The organism is Marinilactibacillus sp. XAAS-LB27, assembly GCF_036039175.1.
GTDB lineage: Bacteria > Bacillota > Bacilli > Lactobacillales > Carnobacteriaceae_A > Marinilactibacillus.
Genome location: NZ_JAYXKP010000009.1, coordinates 1 through 18,235 on the forward strand (window position 1 = coordinate 1; position 18,235 = coordinate 18,235).

The following is an 18,235-nucleotide window of genomic DNA, read 5'->3' on the forward strand; positions in this document are numbered from 1 at the left end:
AGCCTTCCAAGCTGTCGTCGCGAGTTCGATTCTCGTCACCCGCTTCATATAAAAAGCGATTCATCATTTAAGATGAATCGCTTTTTTGTACTCATTATCTACTACTCGAATGGCCTTTTTTAGTGAAATCTAATAAATTACTTTGTTAATGGTTTTACGTAACAGATAATTCTGGCGGCTTCTTTGAATCCTGAATTCGTGTGAAAAAGGGTGCTTTCGGAATTTTCGAATGCACAATCACTAGCAAATTCAGTGCATCCTTTTTGCAAAGCCCACTGTTCGCAGTGTTCTAATAATTCTTGAGCTATCTTATGTCTTCTGTAATAGGGTTCTACATAAATACCTTCTAAATATCCTACAGGAGAAGTGTTTGTGCCTTCCACGTAGTCGTGTCTTAAAGAAGTCTGAGCATAACCGATAGCTTTGTCATTCATATAGTAAAGGTAAGCAGTATGATTAAAATGAGTTATCAAAGTATGAAATAATGCAGATAGTTCTTCACTAGTCATATCAGGCCATAAAGATTTCAGTAATGTGTAAGTGTCGTTTCTATGAATTTCTGTTACTTCAGTAATCACTCTATGACTTCCTTTCTCAATCTTCAAATTATGAGATAGCTTTAGTAAAAAAAGTAAGTCAACAATAAGATTACCGCATAGTTGAAGAAAAATAAGATGATTTTATTTAAATTTGTAAGTTTGACTGGGTTTAGCAGTAATGCCGGAGCAGTCAACAACATTCCTAAACTTAACCAAGTGCTGTTTGTCCACAGCATGGCAATAGTTAATACATAAGCAATACTCATGAATTGGATCTCAAAGGAGCGTTTGACTGGCTTATTCCTCTCTGAAGTTTCAGCTAAAAATATAGGAATAAGTAAGGGAATAAAGAATCGCAGAAGAACTAGAGAAAAGAAGCCAGTATGAATATAAAAGCCTATTGTATTGAGTAGTAAAGCCTTTAATACTGTTGAAATAGATATAGAAAAAAGGTCGAGTTCATAGAGTTTAAAAAAATAAACTGTCTGGGTCAGTATCCCATAACATAGGAGTAAAAGAAAAGTAGCAACTGAATGAACAATTAGGAAATAGGTTAAATTTAACAATAGCAGACCCTCTAATATTAGGATGAGTGTCTTTTTAAGCATTTTTTTCTCGTTCAAGGACGCCTTAAGATTCACCTCAATGACTTGATTGATTAGAACAAAGGTCGTCAAAAGGAAGAAAGAAAGGAAGTTGAGGTTGGAATAGGTTAAGGAAAGAATCGTTCCTATTAGTATGTAAAATATAGGTAGTAAAATATATGAAAATAATGGATTATTAATGGTTTCAGATACTCTAAATTTCAATCTTATCATCCTTTAGTATAGTAGTGTTTAACTTTATCATATCATAATTATATAAGATTACCTGAAATAATTTTGAATTCAGAATGATTGTTCTTCCCTAATGTGGTAGAATAATATAGGTTTACAATGAATTCCCGATAGGACGACCACAGACCAGGTCGGAAGCCTTGTAACCGATAATACAGTAGGGGGAATACTACAATGGAAGAAAAAAAATTATTTACGTCAGAATCTGTTTCAGAAGGACATCCGGATAAAATCGCTGATCAGATCAGTGATGCTGTACTAGACGCAATTCTTGAAAAGGACCCAGATGCTCGTGTAGCCTGTGAGACTATGGTAACAACCGGTTTAGTCTTAATTGCTGGTGAAATCAGAACGAATACGTATGTCGATATGCAGAAAATTGCTAGAGATACTATTCGAGAGATCGGTTATACGCGTGCTAAGTATGGTTTCGATGCGGATACATGTGCAGTACTCGTTTCAATTGATGATCAGTCACCAGATATTTCTATTGGAGTAGATGATTCAGCTGAGTCAAAAGCTTCAAATGAAAATGATTCACTTGATAAAATAGGAGCTGGAGACCAAGGGCTTATGTTTGGATTTGCTTCAAACGAAACGCCAGAGTTGATGCCTTTACCTATTTCTTTAAGTCATCGTCTAACGAGAAGGATTGCTCAAGTCAGAAAAGAAGAAATATTAGATTATCTTAGACCGGATGCTAAAGCTCAGGTCACAGTTGAATATGATGAGCATGATCAACCTAAGCGTATAGATGCAATCGTAGTGAGTACTCAACATTCTCCTGAGATAGATTACGAAACTTTGAAAAATGATGTGATCAAACATGTCGTTAAAGAAGTGATCCCAGCAAAATGGTTGGATGAAGAAACGAAATATTATATTAATCCTACTGGTAGATTTGTAGTTGGTGGACCTCAAGGGGATGCCGGATTAACAGGTAGAAAAATTATCGTTGATACCTACGGTGGATACGCAAGACACGGTGGAGGAGCGTTTTCTGGGAAAGATGCTACTAAAGTAGATCGATCAGCCAGCTACGCGGCTCGTTATATCGCTAAGAATCTTGTTGCTGCAGGGATTGCAGATAAAGTTGAAGTGCAACTAGCTTATGCTATAGGTGTGGCTCAACCCGTTTCAATAGCAGTAGATACCTTTGAAACCGGAAAAGTGGTTAATTCGAAAATTATTGAAGCCATTCGTCAGACATTTGACCTTAGACCAGCTGGCATTATTAAAATGCTTGATCTACAACGCCCGATATATAAGCAGACAGCTGCTTATGGTCATTTCGGCCGTACAGATATTGATCTGCCGTGGGAAAATGTAGATAAAGTAGACAATCTTAAAACACTTCTACTATAAATCGATAAGTTCATACTCTAAGACTAGAGCCTTGTTGTTCTAGTCTTTTTGTTATTTAAATAAGTGGTAGAAACCGAAATAAGCTAAGTGAAAACGATTCAGGAGGATATATGCAAATAGAACTGGTAAAAGGGGTTAATTTAAAAGTATTATCGACTCAAAAATTTAAAACAGTGTCTATTAGAATCAATTTCAAGTCTTTAATAGATGCCAATGAAATTACGAAAAGAGCCTTATTAGCAAACTTACTAAGTACGAATAGTCAGCATTATCCAACACAAACAGACTATAGAACGGCACTTTCAGAACTTTATGGCGCGCAGTTATCATCAGATGTTTCCAAGGTAGGCAAGTATCATGTATTAACTTTGGATTTAGATATAGTAGACGAAACGTATTTAAATGAAACAGGATTGTTCGAAAAAGCAACAGAATTTCTAAAAAGCATTCTTTTTTATCCAAATGTATATGATGGTGCTTTTCATAAAGAAACGTTTCAAAGAGAACTAGAAAACTTAAAAGACGAATACGAAGCGGTATACGAAGATAAGCAAGAATATGCTGGGATAGAAACTAGCCGCCTTTATTTTGATACTTTGGAACAACAAATTCCTTCTTGGGGTAGGCTAGAAGATTTAACTGGATTGTCTCAAAGAGATTTGTATGCTGTTTATCAAGATATGATTTTAAATGACAAAATCGATATTGTGGTTTTAGGTGATCTTGAAGAAGAGAGAGTTAAAAAAGCTTTCGTTGATTTCAATTTCAAAGCTCGAACGGTCAATAACGAATCGTTGTTTTATAGCATTAATGAAGTTAAAGATGTAACTAGAAAAAAAGAAATTCAACCAATCACACAAGCAAAACTTAATTTGGCGTATAAAACGACTATATATTATCATCAAGACCATTATTATGCTGGACAAGTATTTAATGGGTTATTCGGTGGCTTCCCACATTCTAATTTATTCACAATTTTAAGAGAACAAGAGGGACTAGCTTACGACATTGCGAGCGGAATCGATAGTTTTAATGGAGTACTTTATGTTCAATCAGGAATTGAATCTACGAAAGCTATAAAGGTTGAAAAATTAGTAGCAGAACAATTAAACTCTATTCAAGAAGGCGCTTTTTCTGAAGATGTTATATTTCAAACTAAGGCTTTGTTGAAGAATGCTCTAATCCAATCCGAAGACCATGCAGAAAGTCTGATAGAAAAGTATTACAGTTTTAATTTAATCGATAAACCGATGATAAGTCTTGTAGAATGGGCTGATAGAATTGATGCTGTTTCAAAACAAGATATTATAGATGTAGCGAAAACGGTAGAATTAAAAGCCGTATTCTTATTATCGGGAGAGTGAGTCTAAGTTGAAAAAAATTGAATATAAGCATTTAAGAGAGACCCTCTATAGAGAGAAATTGGATAATGGGTTAACGATAACCGTGTTACCTAAAAAAGATTATCATACTACTTTCGCTTTGTTTAGTACGGAATTTGGGGCGATTGATCAACAATTTATTCCTTACGGAGAAAATAGATTTATACAGTTTCCTCCTGGTATTGCCCACTTTCTTGAGCATAAACTTTTTGAAACTGAATCAGGAGACGTATTTGATCAATTTGCGCACCATGGAGCTTCAGCAAACGCTTTTACAGGTTTAACTAAAACGGCTTATCTTTTCTCTAGCACAAGCTCTATAAAAGAGAATATAGAAACCCTTTTAAATTTTGTACAAGAACCTTATTTCACAGACGAATCTGTTGAAAGAGAAAAAGAGATCATTGGTCAAGAGATTCAAATGTATGAAGATCAGCCAGAGTGGACGGTCGCTTTAGGGCTACTTAAAAATTTATACCCCAATCACCCAGTCAGCAACGACATTGCAGGGACATTGAACAGTATTCAAAAGATTACAGCGGACGATTTATATCGTAATCACCGTACGTTTTATCACCCAAGTAACATGCAATTATTTGTGGCGGGGAATATTGATGAAAAAGAGATCATAGAGTGGGTCAAAAAAAATCAGTTAGATAAATATTTTGAGAGTGAAAAAGAGATTAAAAGACAATTCCCAGTTGTGCAGCAACAAGAACTCATTCCTTATAAATCAATCGAAGCTGATGTAGTTAAAGCCAAAGTATTGATTGGTATAAAAGGTGATAACGATGACCTTGAAGGTGTCGAAGCTTTAAGGTATTCAATCAAGATGGAGTTTTTATTGAAATTGCTTTTTGGAGAGACTTCCACGACCTATTTAAAGTTATACAATGAACGTCTAATAGATGATAGTTTTAATTATGAACATACAGTTGAGAGACAAATTGATTATCTTAGTATTGGGGGAGATGCGAAAGACCCTTACGAGTTAACGATGATCCTTAAGACACTCTTATTAACGGCATCTGAGAGTCCAGATTTAAATGAAGTGCATTTTGATTTAGTTAAAAAAAGAAGTATCGGACAAGAATTACAATCACTGAACTCTTTGGAATATATTGCTCAACAATTCGTTGACCTTTCAGAGATGGAAGCATCCGTTTTTGATATTGTACCGTTAATGGAACAAATTAAATTGGAGGATATTAAACAATTAGCTTCAAGCTTTTTGATAGAAAAAAACATGTCTGTATTTCATGTTCTCAAAAGAACTTAGAGCTTGAATATGGGCTTTAAAATCAATAAATTTCAATCATTAATAAATCTTTAATAGGATCCAGTACAGATGCAATAATCACCCTATACTCAAAGTTTTTCGTGTGGTATACTTTTATAAATAGGTCCATAACCCTTGTTTTATATTAAATATAAACGGTTATATAATGAGTGTTAATAAAAAAATTATAAAGATTGACCTGATCCCTGTAGAAATAGAAAATAGGTCCAAAGAATATGAATCACTAGAGTGGTTGTTTTCTATAGAAGTATAATACAGGCTATAAGAATGATATTAGGGTAGGTGACAAGAGTGAATGAAGTAGGCGAAAAGCTTAAAGAAGCTAGAAAAGCCAAAGGATATACATTAGATGATTTGCAACAAATGACTAAAATCCAAAAAAGATATTTGATTGCTGTTGAAGAAGGAAAATTAGAGGTTTTACCAGGTAATTTCTATGCTAGAGCCTTTATCAAGCAATATGCGGATACTGTCGGCTTAGATGGAGAACAACTGTTAAAGGATCATTCTGATATTCCAACACCTAAGAGTGAAGAAATCACTGAGCAAGTTAGAACAACACAGACTAGAACAAAGCCTAAAGAAAATGGCATGATGAGTACCATCCAAGATAGTTTACCGACAATTTTGATTATATTATTAGTTCTAGGTATTGCATTGGCTTTTTATATAGCCGTTAGTAGCAACTCCAATAATAATAACTCATCTGTGAATCAAGACGAAAGTGCACAGAATGATAATGTGAATGTCGAAAGTAATGAAGATGCGGAGAATACTCAACCAGAGGCTCCGGCTGATGATGAGGATACTGAAGAAGAACCAGAACCAGAACCAGAACCAGAACCAGAACCAGAAGATCCATTCACTATTGCGCAAGAGTCGAGTACTGGTGGTACGACGACTTACAGTGTATCCGGCCCATTACCGGATGATAAGAGTCTGACTTTGAATGCTGAAGGTGGAGATTCATGGGTTAGTATCACTGTAGATGGTACAACAGATCAGCAAGCGCTTCTGTCTGGCGGAGAATCTATCTCTACAGACTTACCGGAAGATGTAGAGACTGTAGCTGTCGTGATTGGAAATGCTGCTGTCACAACTGTTCAATTAAGTGGACAATCTGTAGAGTATGCACCGGAATCGGCGAATGCTGTTAAACAAGATCTGATTTTTAACTTCGAGCAATAATAGAATGCTTTTTCAGAGAAAGACCGAGTTAATTCCATTAACCCTGGTCTTTCATTTGAATGTCTAGGAGGAAACTATGAATTTACCGAATAAACTAACGATGCTTAGAATCTTCATGATTCCGATATTTATCGTACTAGTGGTTATGCCTATAGATTTAGGAACTTTAGAAATCTTAAATTCTTCTATTGAAGTTAAGCTATTGATTGCGACGATTGTTTTCGCTGTTGCCAGTTTCACTGATTGGTTGGACGGTTATCTTGCAAGGAAAATGAACATTGTATCAAACTTTGGGAAATTTGCAGATCCACTGGCAGATAAAATGCTGGTTATGACAGCACTGATTTTATTAGTTCAGTTAAATATGGCTCCCGCATGGGTTGTAGCGGTTATAGTATGTAGAGAACTGGCGGTTACGGGCTTGAGACTATTATTAGTTGAACAAGGTGGAACGGTATTGGCTGCATCTTGGCCAGGTAAAGTGAAAACTAATACGCAGATGCTTGCTATTATTTTTCTCTTGTTGAGTAATTTCCCTTTCAATTGGACAGGTATCCCCGTTGCGACAATTCTATTATATATTTGTCTAATTTTCACTTTATATTCTGGATTTGACTATTTTTACAATGCGAGACATTTTTTCAAAGGAACCTTCAGTAGTTGATAGACATTTGAATAAGGCGTGTGTGATCTTAAAGGATTGCGCACGCTTTTTTTTAATCCTTGAAGCGGTATTCTGAAATTTAATATGATAAAATCAAAATATGCTATCTAAAAAAATTAGATTAAGATTAATCAAACAGTATTTATATGTAGGAGGAGTAGTATGAAAGCTGAAATTATTACCGTTGGAACAGAATTATTAATGGGACAGGTGATTAATTCGAACGCTGCCTATTTATCTAAAGAATTATCTTCTCTTGGTATTGAGATTTATCATCAGGTAACTGTGGGAGACAATGCTGAAAGGCTAGCTGAAGCGATTAAAGTAGCCGAATCTAGAGTAGATACGATCATACTGACAGGAGGTCTTGGACCTACTGAAGATGACATAACAAAATCAGTGGTATCAAAGCATCTAGGCTTAAATATGGTCATACATGAAGAAACAGAAGAAAAAATTATTGAACGCCATAGAGATAGCGATTTCAAAATGCCAGAAAACAATCGACTTCAGGCGCTTATACTAGAAGGTTCAGAGCCCTTGCTAAACGACGATGGATTAGCAGTAGGGGTATTCTTAGAAAAAGATAATCGAGCTTATGTTATGCTTCCTGGACCACCAAGTGAACTCAAACCTATGGTCGAAAACTATCTTAAAAATAGACTGATTGAACTGGAACAAGAAAATCAAAAATTAGTCTCTAGAATGATTAGATTGTTTGGTCTGACAGAAGCTCAAGTAGCAGAGCAATTAGATAGTATAATTAAGGAACAATCCAATCCTACTATTGCTATTTATGCTTCTAACGGAGAATCAAAAGTTAGGATAACTGCTAAAGGAAAGACTGAAGACGAGTGCGAAAAGATGATTACAGAAGTAGAAGAAGCAATAAAAGCTAAAATTGGTGATTACATTTACGGATATGGAGATCACACCCTTTCTTACGTTGTTCAGTCGCTTTTATTTGAACAAAGTAAAAAGATTACTGCTGCTGAAAGCTTGACCGGAGGGGCCTTTTTAAGTTGTATTGCGAGTGAACAAGGTGCCAGTTCAGTACTTGATGGCGGAATCGTAGTTTACAGTTCTGAAAAGAAACATCAGGCTCTTGGCGTCTCAAATGAAACGATTGACACGTATGGCGTGGTGAGTGCTGAGTGTGCAGTAGAAATGGCTGAGAAAGCTCTAGAAAAATTTGATGCAGATATTGCAGTATCTCTAACAGGCGTAGCAGGGCCTCATCCCCTAGAAGGTAAAGAAGCGGGAATTGTCTGGATAGGAATTGCACATAAAGGACAAACAACTTTTGCAAAGCACTTTCACTTTAAAAGAGACCGAGATAATAACAGAAATCTTGCAGTATTGAATGCTTTAAATCTTGTTCGTCGATCATTGCTGGGTCTTACAATACAAGAAAAAGTATTTTACATGAATGATAACGACGAAAGAGCATAAAATGGAAAGTGCATTTATTGCGAATAAATGTTCGATTTAAGCTTGCTTTTTGTTCAGAAAAACAGTAAAATAATAGAGTAGTAGAGAATGCACGTTTGCTATAAATAGACTAGATTCAAAAGAGGATTAGTCTATAAAAAAGCAATAAATGTGTAGGTTAAATAGTAGTAGTAAGCTTAAAAGTATATCAAAATTAAGTCCTGAATCAATAGGAGGAGAATATATTAATGACAGATGATCGTAGAAAAGCACTAGATGCAGCACTAAGCAAGATTGAGAAGAATTTCGGTAAAGGGTCCATTATGAAAATGGGCGAAAAAATCGATACTCAAGTTAAAACCGTACCAAGTGGTTCTCTTGCGTTAGATGTTGCGTTAGGTATAGGCGGGTATCCTCGTGGACGTATTATCGAAGTGTACGGACCAGAGAGTTCTGGTAAAACAACAGTTGCTTTACATGCAATTGCTTCTATACAAGCTCATGGTGGTATTGCGGCATTTATAGATGCTGAGCATGCACTAGATCCTAAATATGCACGTGCCTTAGGTGTAGACATAGATGAATTATTACTTTCTCAGCCAGATACAGGTGAACAAGCATTAGAGATTGCAGATGCACTTGTTTCAAGTGGTGCAGTGGACATGGTTGTTATTGACTCTGTAGCAGCACTAGTACCTCGAGCTGAAATTGACGGAGAAATGGGTGCTTCTCACGTTGGTCTTCAAGCACGTTTGATGTCACAAGCTCTTCGTAAACTATCTGGATCAATCAACAAAACAAAAACAATTGCGCTATTTATCAATCAGATTCGTGAAAAAGTCGGTGTTATGTTTGGTAGCCCTGAGACGACTCCAGGGGGACGTGCGTTGAAGTTCTACGCTACAGTTAGATTAGAAGTACGTCGTAGTGAAGCCATCAAGTCTGGTAAAGATATGACAGGTAATAAAACTAAAATCAAAGTTGTTAAAAACAAGGTTGCACCGCCATTTAAAGTAGCGTTAGTAGATATTATGTATGGTGAAGGTATTTCTCAAGTTGGAGAACTAGTAGATATGGGCTCTGATGCTGAGATTATTGATAAAGCTGGTGCATGGTACTCATACGGTGAAGAAAGAATTGGACAGGGTCGTGAGAACTCAAAACAATATCTTACAGATCACCCTGAAATGCGCCTCGAAATTGAAAAAAGAGTTCGTGTTGCTTACGATATTGGTAGTGAAGAAGATATCGAGTTTGTTAACAAGTTAAGTGGCGACGCTGGTGTCATTAAACTTGAAGAAAGTCCCGATGTTATAGGATCAGAAGAAACAGGGAATGAAAGTGAAACAGAATCTGACTCTGAGACTTTAGATGTTTAATTCTTTTTAAAGTGAAGTGAAGCACCACACAAATTCTTTATTTGTGTGGTGCTTTTTGGTTATATTTTGATTGTATCGTGCTAAAAAAAGAAAACTTCAGCTGATTGAAGTATGTACGAATGAAGTTCTTTTAAACGATTTTTCAACAAAAAGGTCTAAAATCCTTCTCTTTCTACAAACTGTATTGACACATAGGCATAAGACCTTTAAAATTAGATTGTCTGTTACACAATTATGTTAATCATAAATACTTTATTATAACTGACGCACGTTCTCAATAATTGAAAACGGTCGTTGCTTAACATAAATAGTACCTGACTTTTTTATACATGAATTAAATGTAAACTAAATAATGATACGGAGGTGACCAAATGACTACTCTTTTATACTCAGTAGCCTTCGCTATCGTTACTTTAATCATCGGAATCTTCGTAGGAGCTTATTTAAATAAAAAAAGCTTTGAAAAAAGACTTGCTGATTCAAGAAAAACAGCGGATAACATAGTAGAAGATGCTAACAAAGAAGCTGAAACCTTGAAAAAAGAAGCGTTGTTAGAGGCCAAAGAGGAAATCCATTCTTACCGAACAGAAGTAGAATGGGAGTTAAAAGAAAGACGCTCTGAAGTAGCACGTCAAGAAAATCGTTTGGACCAGAGAGAAGACAATCTTGAACGAAAAGCTAATACGATAGACAAGAGAGAAAGTTCTTTACAAAGTAGAGAAGATCGTTTGACAAGTAGACAAAAAGCAATTGAAGACTTGGAGCAAGCAGCTGAGGATTTAATTACAGAACAGCAAGAGAAATTACTAGCTGTTGCTGCTTTATCTCAAGAAGAAGCGAAATCAATCGTTTTATCTCAAACAGAAAAAGAATTATCTCGTGAATTAGCAATTATGGTCAAACAATATGAAGACAAAGCGAAATCAGAAGCTGATCGTAGAGCCAAAAACTTAATTACTCAAGCCATACAACGCTCTGCAGCAGACAAAGTTACCGAAACAACTGTCAGCGTAGTAAACTTACCGAATGATGATATGAAAGGTCGTATCATAGGACGAGAAGGACGTAATATACGTACGCTTGAGAGCTTGACAGGTATGGATCTAATAATCGATGATACACCAGAAGCAGTCGTATTAAGTGGATTTGATCCTATACGTCGTGAGACAGCTAAAATGGCACTTGAAAAACTGATTTCAGATGGACGAATTCACCCAGGCCGAATCGAGGAAGCAGTAGAAAAATCTCGAAAAGAAATGGATGAACGTATCCGAGAAATTGGTGAAGAAGCTATTTTTGATTTAGGTATTCACTCAATACATCCTGATTTCATTAAAATAATCGGGCGCTTACACTTTAGAACAAGCTATGGTCAAAATGTTTTGAATCATTCAATTGAAGTGGCCAAAATCGCTGGCGTAATGGCAGCAGAACTTGGAGAAGATATTCAGTTAGCTAAGAGAGCTGGATTACTGCACGACATTGGTAAAGCATTGGATAGCGAAGTAGAAGGATCTCACGTTGAGATTGGTGCTCAAATAGCGATGAAATATCAAGAAAGCGAAACGGTCATTAATGCAATTGCTTCCCATCATGGAGATGTTGAAGCGAGCTCAATCATTGCAGTCTTGGTGGAAGCGGCAGATTCAATTTCTGCAGCGAGACCAGGCGCTAGAAGCGAATCTCTTGAAAACTATCTACAGAGACTTGAAAATCTTGAAAGAATTTCTAATGGATTTGAAGGTGTCAAAGAAAGTTATGCAATTCAAGCTGGTAGAGAAATTCGCATTATCGTTAGACCGGATCAGTTAGATGATAGTATGTCTGCTAAATTGGCACGAAGTGTTCGTAAACAAATCGAGGAAGATATGGACTATCCTGGACACATTAAAGTAACGGTCATTCGCGAGACTAGAGCCGTTGAATATGCAAAATAATTAAACGAACAGTATCATTCAAGAAGAACAGCAAAGGCTGTTCTTCTTTTTTTAATGTTAATGTCCAGAGTATGAGACTGAACGAGTGCGTCACCAAGGCTTACATACGGGAAAAGATCTTTATCAATTCACTTTGATTTTATCCTGTCAATACTGGTAAAATAATAGTTACCGAATGGAGAAGAGGAAGTTAAATGAAAATACTATTTATTGGGGATGTAGTGGGCTCTATGGGACGAGAAATGGTCCAAGAGTACTTACCCAAGCTAAAAGCAAAATACAAGCCACAGGCAACGATTTTAAATGGAGAAAATGCAGCCGGTGGCAGAGGGATAACAGAAAAGATTTACAAGGAGTTTCTTCAATGTGGTGTTGACGCTGTAACAATGGGAAACCATACATGGGACAAAAGAGAGATTGTCGAATTTATAGATGATTCCAAGAAACTAATTCGTCCAGCGAACTATCCAAATCTTTCCAGAATTCCAGGAAAAGGTATTGCTTATATTAAAATCAATCAACAAGAATTAGCAGTGATCAATCTACATGGTAGAGTGTTTATGGCGGATCTTGAAGATCCTTTCAAAGTAGGAATGGAACTGGTAGAAGAAGCCAGAAAAAGAACGCCTCATATCTTTATTGATTTTCATGCTGAAGTAACAAGCGAAAAAGAAGCAATGGGCTGGTACATGGATGGTAAAGTATCCGCGATTGTAGGGACACACACGCATGTCCAGACTAATGATCATAGAATCTTACCTGGGGGAACAGGTTACATGTCCGATGCTGGGATGACTGGTTTTTATGATGGTGTACTAGGAATGAAAAAAGAAGCAATTATTGAAAAGTTCCTTACACAGTTGCCAGCTCGATTTGAAGTGCCAGAAACTGGTCGAAAGAAATTAAATGGATGCTTTATAGAATTAAACGATACAACAGGGAAAGCCAAATCCATTATACCTATTCGTATAGATGAAGATACACCGTTTTTTGATTAAGCAGATTTAGATGAAAAAAATCCTTTATTTTAGATATAGAGAGGTGAGGTAAATGCCTCAAAAGACAAAACACACACCAATGATGGAACAGTATTTAAAGATCAAGGAACAGTATCCTGACGCTTATTTGTTTTACAGACTTGGCGATTTTTATGAATTGTTTTTTAATGATGCCGTAGAAGTAGCACAAATGTTGGAATTGACACTGACTAGTAGAAATAAAAACGCGGAAGAACAAATCCCAATGTGTGGTGTACCCCATCATTCTGCGCAAAGGTATATTGATGCCTTAATAGAAAAAGGGTATAAAGTAGCTATCTGCGAGCAAGTTGAAGATGCTAAGTTGGCAAAGGGAATGGTCAAGCGAGAAGTCGTACAAGTAATCACTCCTGGAACAGTGATGAACGCGTCATCTGTTCAAGCTAAAGAAAATAATTACATTGCAGCAGTGTTGAAAGTGAATGAGTATTATACACTGGCTTATACCGATTTAACTACTGGAGAATTAAAAGCAACTAAGTTACATTCTCAAGAGGAAATTAAAACAGAACTGCAGTCATTGAAAATCAAGGAAGTTTTATTTGAAAGAAATCAGGATCCGGTTCTCGTTGAAAGATTAGAAACGGAACTCGATATTCTCGTGTCTTTAATATCAATAGAAACCGTCGAGGTAATGGCGTTAGAAAAATTAAAAAAAGAGTGCACGGATGAACAAATCCATCCGGTAATCGACCTTTTACTGACATATTTGATCAAAACTCAAATGCGCAGTCTGGATCATTTGCAACCGGCGCAGCAATATGAAACGTCTCATTATATGATTTATGGTCAAGAAGCCCGCCGTAATTTAGAGTTGTCAACTTCTTTAAGAGACGGGTCAAAGAAAGGCACATTACTCTGGTTACTCGATGAAACCAAAACAGCTATGGGTGGGAGAAAGCTGAGACAATGGCTCGAAAAACCACTAATTTCTAAAAAAGCGATAGAAAATCGATTAAATATCGTGAGTGTTTTGATCAATCATTTCTTTGAAAGAACAGATTTAACAGATACGCTGACGAGTATTTATGACCTTGAGCGACTAGCAGGAAGAGTGGCTTTTGGAACAGTGAATGCGCGTGATTTGATTCAGTTAAAGAATTCTTTGAATCAAATTCCAAAATTGATCCAGATAATAGAAGGCATGAACGCGAATCATGAATGGGATGAGTTGCTCGGCCAACTTGATCCTGTAGAAGAAATTGCGGAACTGATTGAAACAGCAGTCGAGGAAGAGCCACCTTTGTCTATTACAGATGGTGAAATCATCAAAATGGGCTACCAGGATCAGCTTGACGAATATAAAGATGCTATGATCAATGGTAAGAAGTGGATCGCGAACATGGAAGCAGAAGAGCGATCACTGACTGGCATCAAGAATCTTAAAATCGGCTTTAATAAAGTTTTTGGTTATTATATCGAAGTGACTCGATCCAATATTGATAAAATTGATGAGCAGAGATATCAAAGAAAGCAGACTTTAACGAATGCAGAACGTTATAGCACGCCTGACCTAAAAGAAAAAGAAGCATTGATTTTAGAAGCAGAAGAAAAATCCAAAGCGCTTGAATATGAGTTGTTTATCGAAATTCGTGAACAAGTTAAAAAACAAATTAAAAGACTACAAAAACTGGCTAGCATTGTTGCTGAAATTGATTGTCTACAGTCGTTTGCTTGTATCAGTGAGACCTATGATTATGTTCGTCCTGAATTCAACACAGAATCTCAAGATATTTTAATCAAAGAAGGGCGTCATCCTGTTGTAGAAAAAGTAATGAAAGAACAAGTCTATGTGCCTAATGATATTGAATTAGAAGGGGACACAGACATTCTTCTAATCACGGGGCCAAATATGTCAGGTAAGAGTACCTATATGAGACAATTGGCTTTGACGGTTATTATGGCTCAAATTGGCTGTTATGTTCCAGGAGAATATGCGAAACTGCCCATCTTTGATCGTATCTTTACGCGTATCGGGGCAATGGACGATTTGATTGGTGGACAAAGTACATTTATGGTCGAGATGATGGAAACAAATCATGCAATAGAGTTTGCCACAAATAAAAGTTTACTACTATTCGATGAAATTGGACGCGGAACCGCAACCTATGACGGAATGGCTCTCGCAGAAGCTATCATAGAATATGTTCATGATAAAATTGGGGCTAAGACGTTATTTTCAACTCATTACCATGAGTTGACCGTTTTAGAAGAACGGTTGGATCATTTGAAAAATATTCACGTAGGTGCTGTAGAAGAAGATGGTCGGCTTGTGTTCCTTCATAAAATGCTTGAGGGCCCGGCTGATAAAAGTTACGGCGTCCAAGTTGCGAAGCTAGCAGGACTACCGGACACTTTGATTGACCGAGCTTCAGGTATACTGACTGAACTAGAACAAAAACAAGCAGGACTATTTGAGCAATCTACGGAAAAAGAAACTACAGTAGCTCCTTCTCAAAAACAAGAAAATAACCAAAAAGTTCAAGAAAAACTTGATGAGCAATTATCTTTATTTATATCTGAATCGGCTGAGAGAGAAGTCGCTGTCTTAGAGAGGATAAAAGCTACCAATATTATGAATTTGACACCACTACAAGCAATGACATTGCTGAATGACTTACAAGATAGACTCCAATAAATACCCATCTGAATGGAGAAAGGAGCCAAAGAAATGTCCCAGATCAAAATCATGTCTTCTATTTTAGCCAATCAGATAGCAGCCGGTGAAGTCATTGAAAGACCGGCATCAGTTGTAAAAGAACTGGTGGAAAATTCAATTGATGCAAAGAGCACAAAAATCGATATCTACGTAGAAGAAGCTGGGCTTAAATCTATTCAAGTAACAGATGATGGAGAAGGCATCCAGTCAGATGAGGTTCAAAAAGCATTTAAACGTCATGCAACCAGTAAACTGATTTCAAATGAAGATCTTTTTCGTATCAGAACACTTGGATTCAGAGGAGAAGCTTTACCTAGTATTGCTTCAGTTTCTATGGTCACCATTGAGACTTCTCAGCAAAATCTCCCAGGCAGAAAAGTAGTGTTAAAAGCAGGAGAAATCATTGAGAATCAACCTTCTTCTTCGAGACGTGGAACATTGATTAAAGTTGAAGAACTGTTCTTCAATACACCTGCTCGACTCAAATACGTCAAAACACTTAAAACTGAACTGGCGCACATCAGTGATACAATCAACCGAATTGCATTATCTCATCCTGAAATTAGTTTCAGATTGTTTAGTGACCAAAACCAGTTGCTGAAAACAGTGGGTAACGGAGATGCGAGACAAGCCATTGCTGGTGTATACGGTGTAGAGGCTGCTAAAAAGATGAAAGCCATTGAAGCATCAAACTTTGACTTCACTGTTTCAGGTTATGTTTCATTACCCGAACTCACCAGAGCAAGTAAATCTTATCTGACACTTGTCGTCAATGGTAGACATATCAAGAATTATGCTTTATCCCAAGCCATTGTGGATGGATATTCTTCCAAGTTGATGGTAGGCAGATATCCTATGGCGCTAGTCAACATAGAGATGGATCCATTGCTGCTAGACGTCAATGTACATCCAACGAAACAACAAGTCAGAATCAGTAGTGAGAAAGAACTCAGTCAATTGATCAAACAAGCCGTTGGGGGACTGATGCAAACTCAACAAAGGATACCCAATGCGTTAGGCAATATTCATTCTAGTAAAAAAGAAAATAGTCAGAATAAGATAGAACAGACGACGTTCAATTGGCAAGAAAGCACGGACTCAAAAAAAACTACTGAAAACAAGGCGTTTCTTTTCAGAGAATCGGTCAAAGAAGTAGAGGCTCCGTTTGTCGAAAGAAATGAAACAGATTCATATTCTACTGAAGATCATTATGAATATGGAAGCCATGATGATGTTCGCGAAGATAAAGATCATGACTCGAGATATACACAAGCAGATCTGTCTACAGAGCAGTCTGTAGTATCAGAAGAGAACCATGTTCTTGAATCTCCACTTAAGACAGCAGACAGAGTGCTCAAAGAAGCAAAATCAATGCGTGAATTTCCACATCTAGAGTATGTTGGACAAATGCATGGGACATATTTATTTGCCCAAAATGAAGATGGACTTTATATTATCGATCAGCATGCTGCTCAAGAAAGAATCAAATATGAGTACTATAGAAAAGAGATCGAAAAAGATGGAACGGTTCAGCAAGAATTACTCGTTCCGATCGTACTTGAATATCCTTCAAATGATGCCATCACCATTCGAGAGTACACGGATAAACTTTTGAAAGCGGGGATTGAACTGGAAGACTTTGGACAGAATAGTTTTTTGATTCGTCGTCATCCAGCTTGGTTCAAAGCGGGACAAGAAGAAGCAATCGTGCAGGAAATGATTGATTTCCTACTTGAGAAGAACGATTTATCTGTTACTAAATTCAGAGAAGCTACGGCTATTATGATGAGCTGTAAACGATCGATTAAAGCGAATCATTATCTGAATCCTAACGAAGCAAGAGTTCTGATTCAAGACTTGAAAGAAACTGAAAATCCTTACAACTGTCCACATGGGCGCCCGGTACTCGTACAAATGACAAATAATGACATGGAAAAAATGTTTAAGAGAATTCAAGATCCGCATTAGTAAAAAAACGAGCGGATTACCTTTAATTTTGCACGATATATTGGTACAATGTAGGTTAACAGGAGGGATAGTATCATGGCAAAACAATTTTCAGATGAAGAGTTAAAACAACGTTTAACTAGAGAACAATACGAAGTCACTCAAAATAGTGCAACTGAACGAGCGTTTACTGGTGAATACGATGATTTTTATGAAGATGGAATTTTTGTAGATGTCGTAAGTGGTGAACCGCTATTTTCTTCTAACGATAAATATGATGCTGGTTGTGGTTGGCCATCTTTTTCAAAACCAATCCAAAAACGAGGCGTTAAAGAATTAAGAGATTCTACTCATGGCATGGAAAGAACAGAAGTTAGAAGTAGCGAAGCAGATTCTCACTTAGGTCACGTATTTACAGACGGTATACCGGAACAAGGTGGTTTACGTTACTGTATCAATTCTGCAGCGATGAAATTCATTCCTAAAACTAAACTAAAAGAAGAAGGATACGAAGAGTATCTGCCTGAATTTAACGCATAAAGAAACGATTCCCAGCCCCTAGGAAAATTTT

13 protein-coding genes and 1 riboswitch are annotated in these 18,235 nt (G+C 36.8%); of the genes, 12 read left to right on the forward strand and 1 reads right to left on the reverse strand.

What is annotated here, in order from left to right; translation table 11 throughout:
- Nucleotides 1-137: 137 nt before the first annotated feature.
- Nucleotides 138-578 (reverse strand): aminoglycoside 6'-N-acetyltransferase, encoded by a 441-nt coding sequence (gene aac(6'), locus VXN63_RS10730; protein ID WP_327758081.1) that lies wholly within the window; start codon nucleotides 576-578, stop codon nucleotides 138-140.
- Nucleotides 579-1,464: 886 nt separating this feature from the next.
- Nucleotides 1,465-1,552: riboswitch (SMK box riboswitch) on the forward strand.
- Between aac(6') and metK the strand changes: the two genes are divergently transcribed.
- The 12 genes from metK to msrB all read left to right on the forward strand — a co-directional run bounded on the left by metK (nucleotide 1,550) and on the right by msrB (nucleotide 18,204).
- A complete protein-coding gene (gene metK, locus VXN63_RS10735) occupies nucleotides 1,550-2,740 on the forward strand; it encodes a methionine adenosyltransferase (protein ID WP_327758082.1) in 1,191 nt (396 codons plus the stop codon). (Overlaps the previous riboswitch by 3 nt.)
- A 110-nt stretch (nucleotides 2,741-2,850) precedes the next feature.
- Entirely contained in the window at nucleotides 2,851-4,104 is a 1,254-nt protein-coding gene (gene yfmF, locus VXN63_RS10740) for an EF-P 5-aminopentanol modification-associated protein YfmF (RefSeq protein WP_327758083.1), read from the forward strand.
- A gap of 7 nt (nucleotides 4,105-4,111) precedes the next feature.
- The gene (gene yfmH / locus VXN63_RS10745; RefSeq protein WP_327758084.1) at nucleotides 4,112-5,401 is read left to right on the forward strand and encodes an EF-P 5-aminopentanol modification-associated protein YfmH; all 1,290 of its coding nucleotides are present in this window, start codon (nucleotides 4,112-4,114) and stop codon (nucleotides 5,399-5,401) included.
- A 312-nt stretch (nucleotides 5,402-5,713) separates the two neighbouring features.
- Nucleotides 5,714-6,610 (forward strand): helix-turn-helix domain-containing protein, encoded by an 897-nt coding sequence (locus VXN63_RS10750; protein ID WP_327758085.1) that lies wholly within the window; start codon nucleotides 5,714-5,716, stop codon nucleotides 6,608-6,610.
- Nucleotides 6,611-6,686: 76 nt separating this feature from the next.
- Nucleotides 6,687-7,274, forward strand: a complete 588-nt coding sequence (gene pgsA, locus VXN63_RS10755) for a CDP-diacylglycerol--glycerol-3-phosphate 3-phosphatidyltransferase (protein WP_327758086.1) — start codon at nucleotides 6,687-6,689, stop codon at nucleotides 7,272-7,274.
- A gap of 162 nt (nucleotides 7,275-7,436) precedes the next feature.
- Entirely contained in the window at nucleotides 7,437-8,726 is a 1,290-nt protein-coding gene (locus tag VXN63_RS10760) for a competence/damage-inducible protein A (protein WP_327758087.1), read from the forward strand.
- Nucleotides 8,727-8,953: 227 nt separating this feature from the next.
- Nucleotides 8,954-10,084, forward strand: coding sequence for a recombinase RecA (gene recA / locus VXN63_RS10765; protein ID WP_327758088.1), 1,131 nt, complete (start codon nucleotides 8,954-8,956; stop codon nucleotides 10,082-10,084).
- A gap of 371 nt (nucleotides 10,085-10,455) precedes the next feature.
- Entirely contained in the window at nucleotides 10,456-12,021 is a 1,566-nt protein-coding gene (gene rny / locus VXN63_RS10770; RefSeq protein ID WP_327758089.1) for a ribonuclease Y, read from the forward strand.
- Nucleotides 12,022-12,215: 194 nt separating this feature from the next.
- A complete protein-coding gene (locus VXN63_RS10775) occupies nucleotides 12,216-13,019 on the forward strand; it encodes a TIGR00282 family metallophosphoesterase (RefSeq protein WP_327758090.1) in 804 nt (267 codons plus the stop codon).
- A gap of 52 nt (nucleotides 13,020-13,071) precedes the next feature.
- Entirely contained in the window at nucleotides 13,072-15,696 is a 2,625-nt protein-coding gene (gene mutS, locus VXN63_RS10780) for a DNA mismatch repair protein MutS (RefSeq protein WP_327758091.1), read from the forward strand.
- 33 nt (nucleotides 15,697-15,729) lie between these two features.
- Nucleotides 15,730-17,685, forward strand: a complete 1,956-nt coding sequence (mutL, locus tag VXN63_RS10785; RefSeq protein ID WP_327758092.1) for a DNA mismatch repair endonuclease MutL — start codon at nucleotides 15,730-15,732, stop codon at nucleotides 17,683-17,685.
- A gap of 75 nt (nucleotides 17,686-17,760) precedes the next feature.
- Nucleotides 17,761-18,204 carry a peptide-methionine (R)-S-oxide reductase MsrB gene (gene msrB / locus VXN63_RS10790; RefSeq protein WP_327758093.1) on the forward strand — a complete coding sequence of 148 codons (444 nt, stop codon included), beginning with the start codon at nucleotides 17,761-17,763 and terminating at the stop codon, nucleotides 18,202-18,204.
- Nucleotides 18,205-18,235: the final 31 nt, after the last annotated feature.

Bases quoted from the DNA above. Each gene is read 5' to 3' on its own strand.
- metK (WP_327758082.1), top strand. From the start codon at position 1,550: ATGGAAGAAAAAAAATTATTTACGTCAGAATCTGTTTCAGAAGGACAT.
- yfmF (WP_327758083.1), top strand. From the start codon at position 2,851: ATGCAAATAGAACTGGTAAAAGGGGTTAATTTAAAAGTATTATCGACT.
- pgsA (WP_327758086.1), top strand. From the start codon at position 6,687: ATGAATTTACCGAATAAACTAACGATGCTTAGAATCTTCATGATTCCG.
- VXN63_RS10760 (WP_327758087.1), top strand. From the start codon at position 7,437: ATGAAAGCTGAAATTATTACCGTTGGAACAGAATTATTAATGGGACAG.
- recA (WP_327758088.1), top strand. From the start codon at position 8,954: ATGACAGATGATCGTAGAAAAGCACTAGATGCAGCACTAAGCAAGATT.
- rny (WP_327758089.1), top strand. From the start codon at position 10,456: ATGACTACTCTTTTATACTCAGTAGCCTTCGCTATCGTTACTTTAATC.
- VXN63_RS10775 (WP_327758090.1), top strand. From the start codon at position 12,216: ATGAAAATACTATTTATTGGGGATGTAGTGGGCTCTATGGGACGAGAA.
- mutS (WP_327758091.1), top strand. From the start codon at position 13,072: ATGCCTCAAAAGACAAAACACACACCAATGATGGAACAGTATTTAAAG.
- mutL (WP_327758092.1), top strand. From the start codon at position 15,730: ATGTCCCAGATCAAAATCATGTCTTCTATTTTAGCCAATCAGATAGCA.
- msrB (WP_327758093.1), top strand. From the start codon at position 17,761: ATGGCAAAACAATTTTCAGATGAAGAGTTAAAACAACGTTTAACTAGA.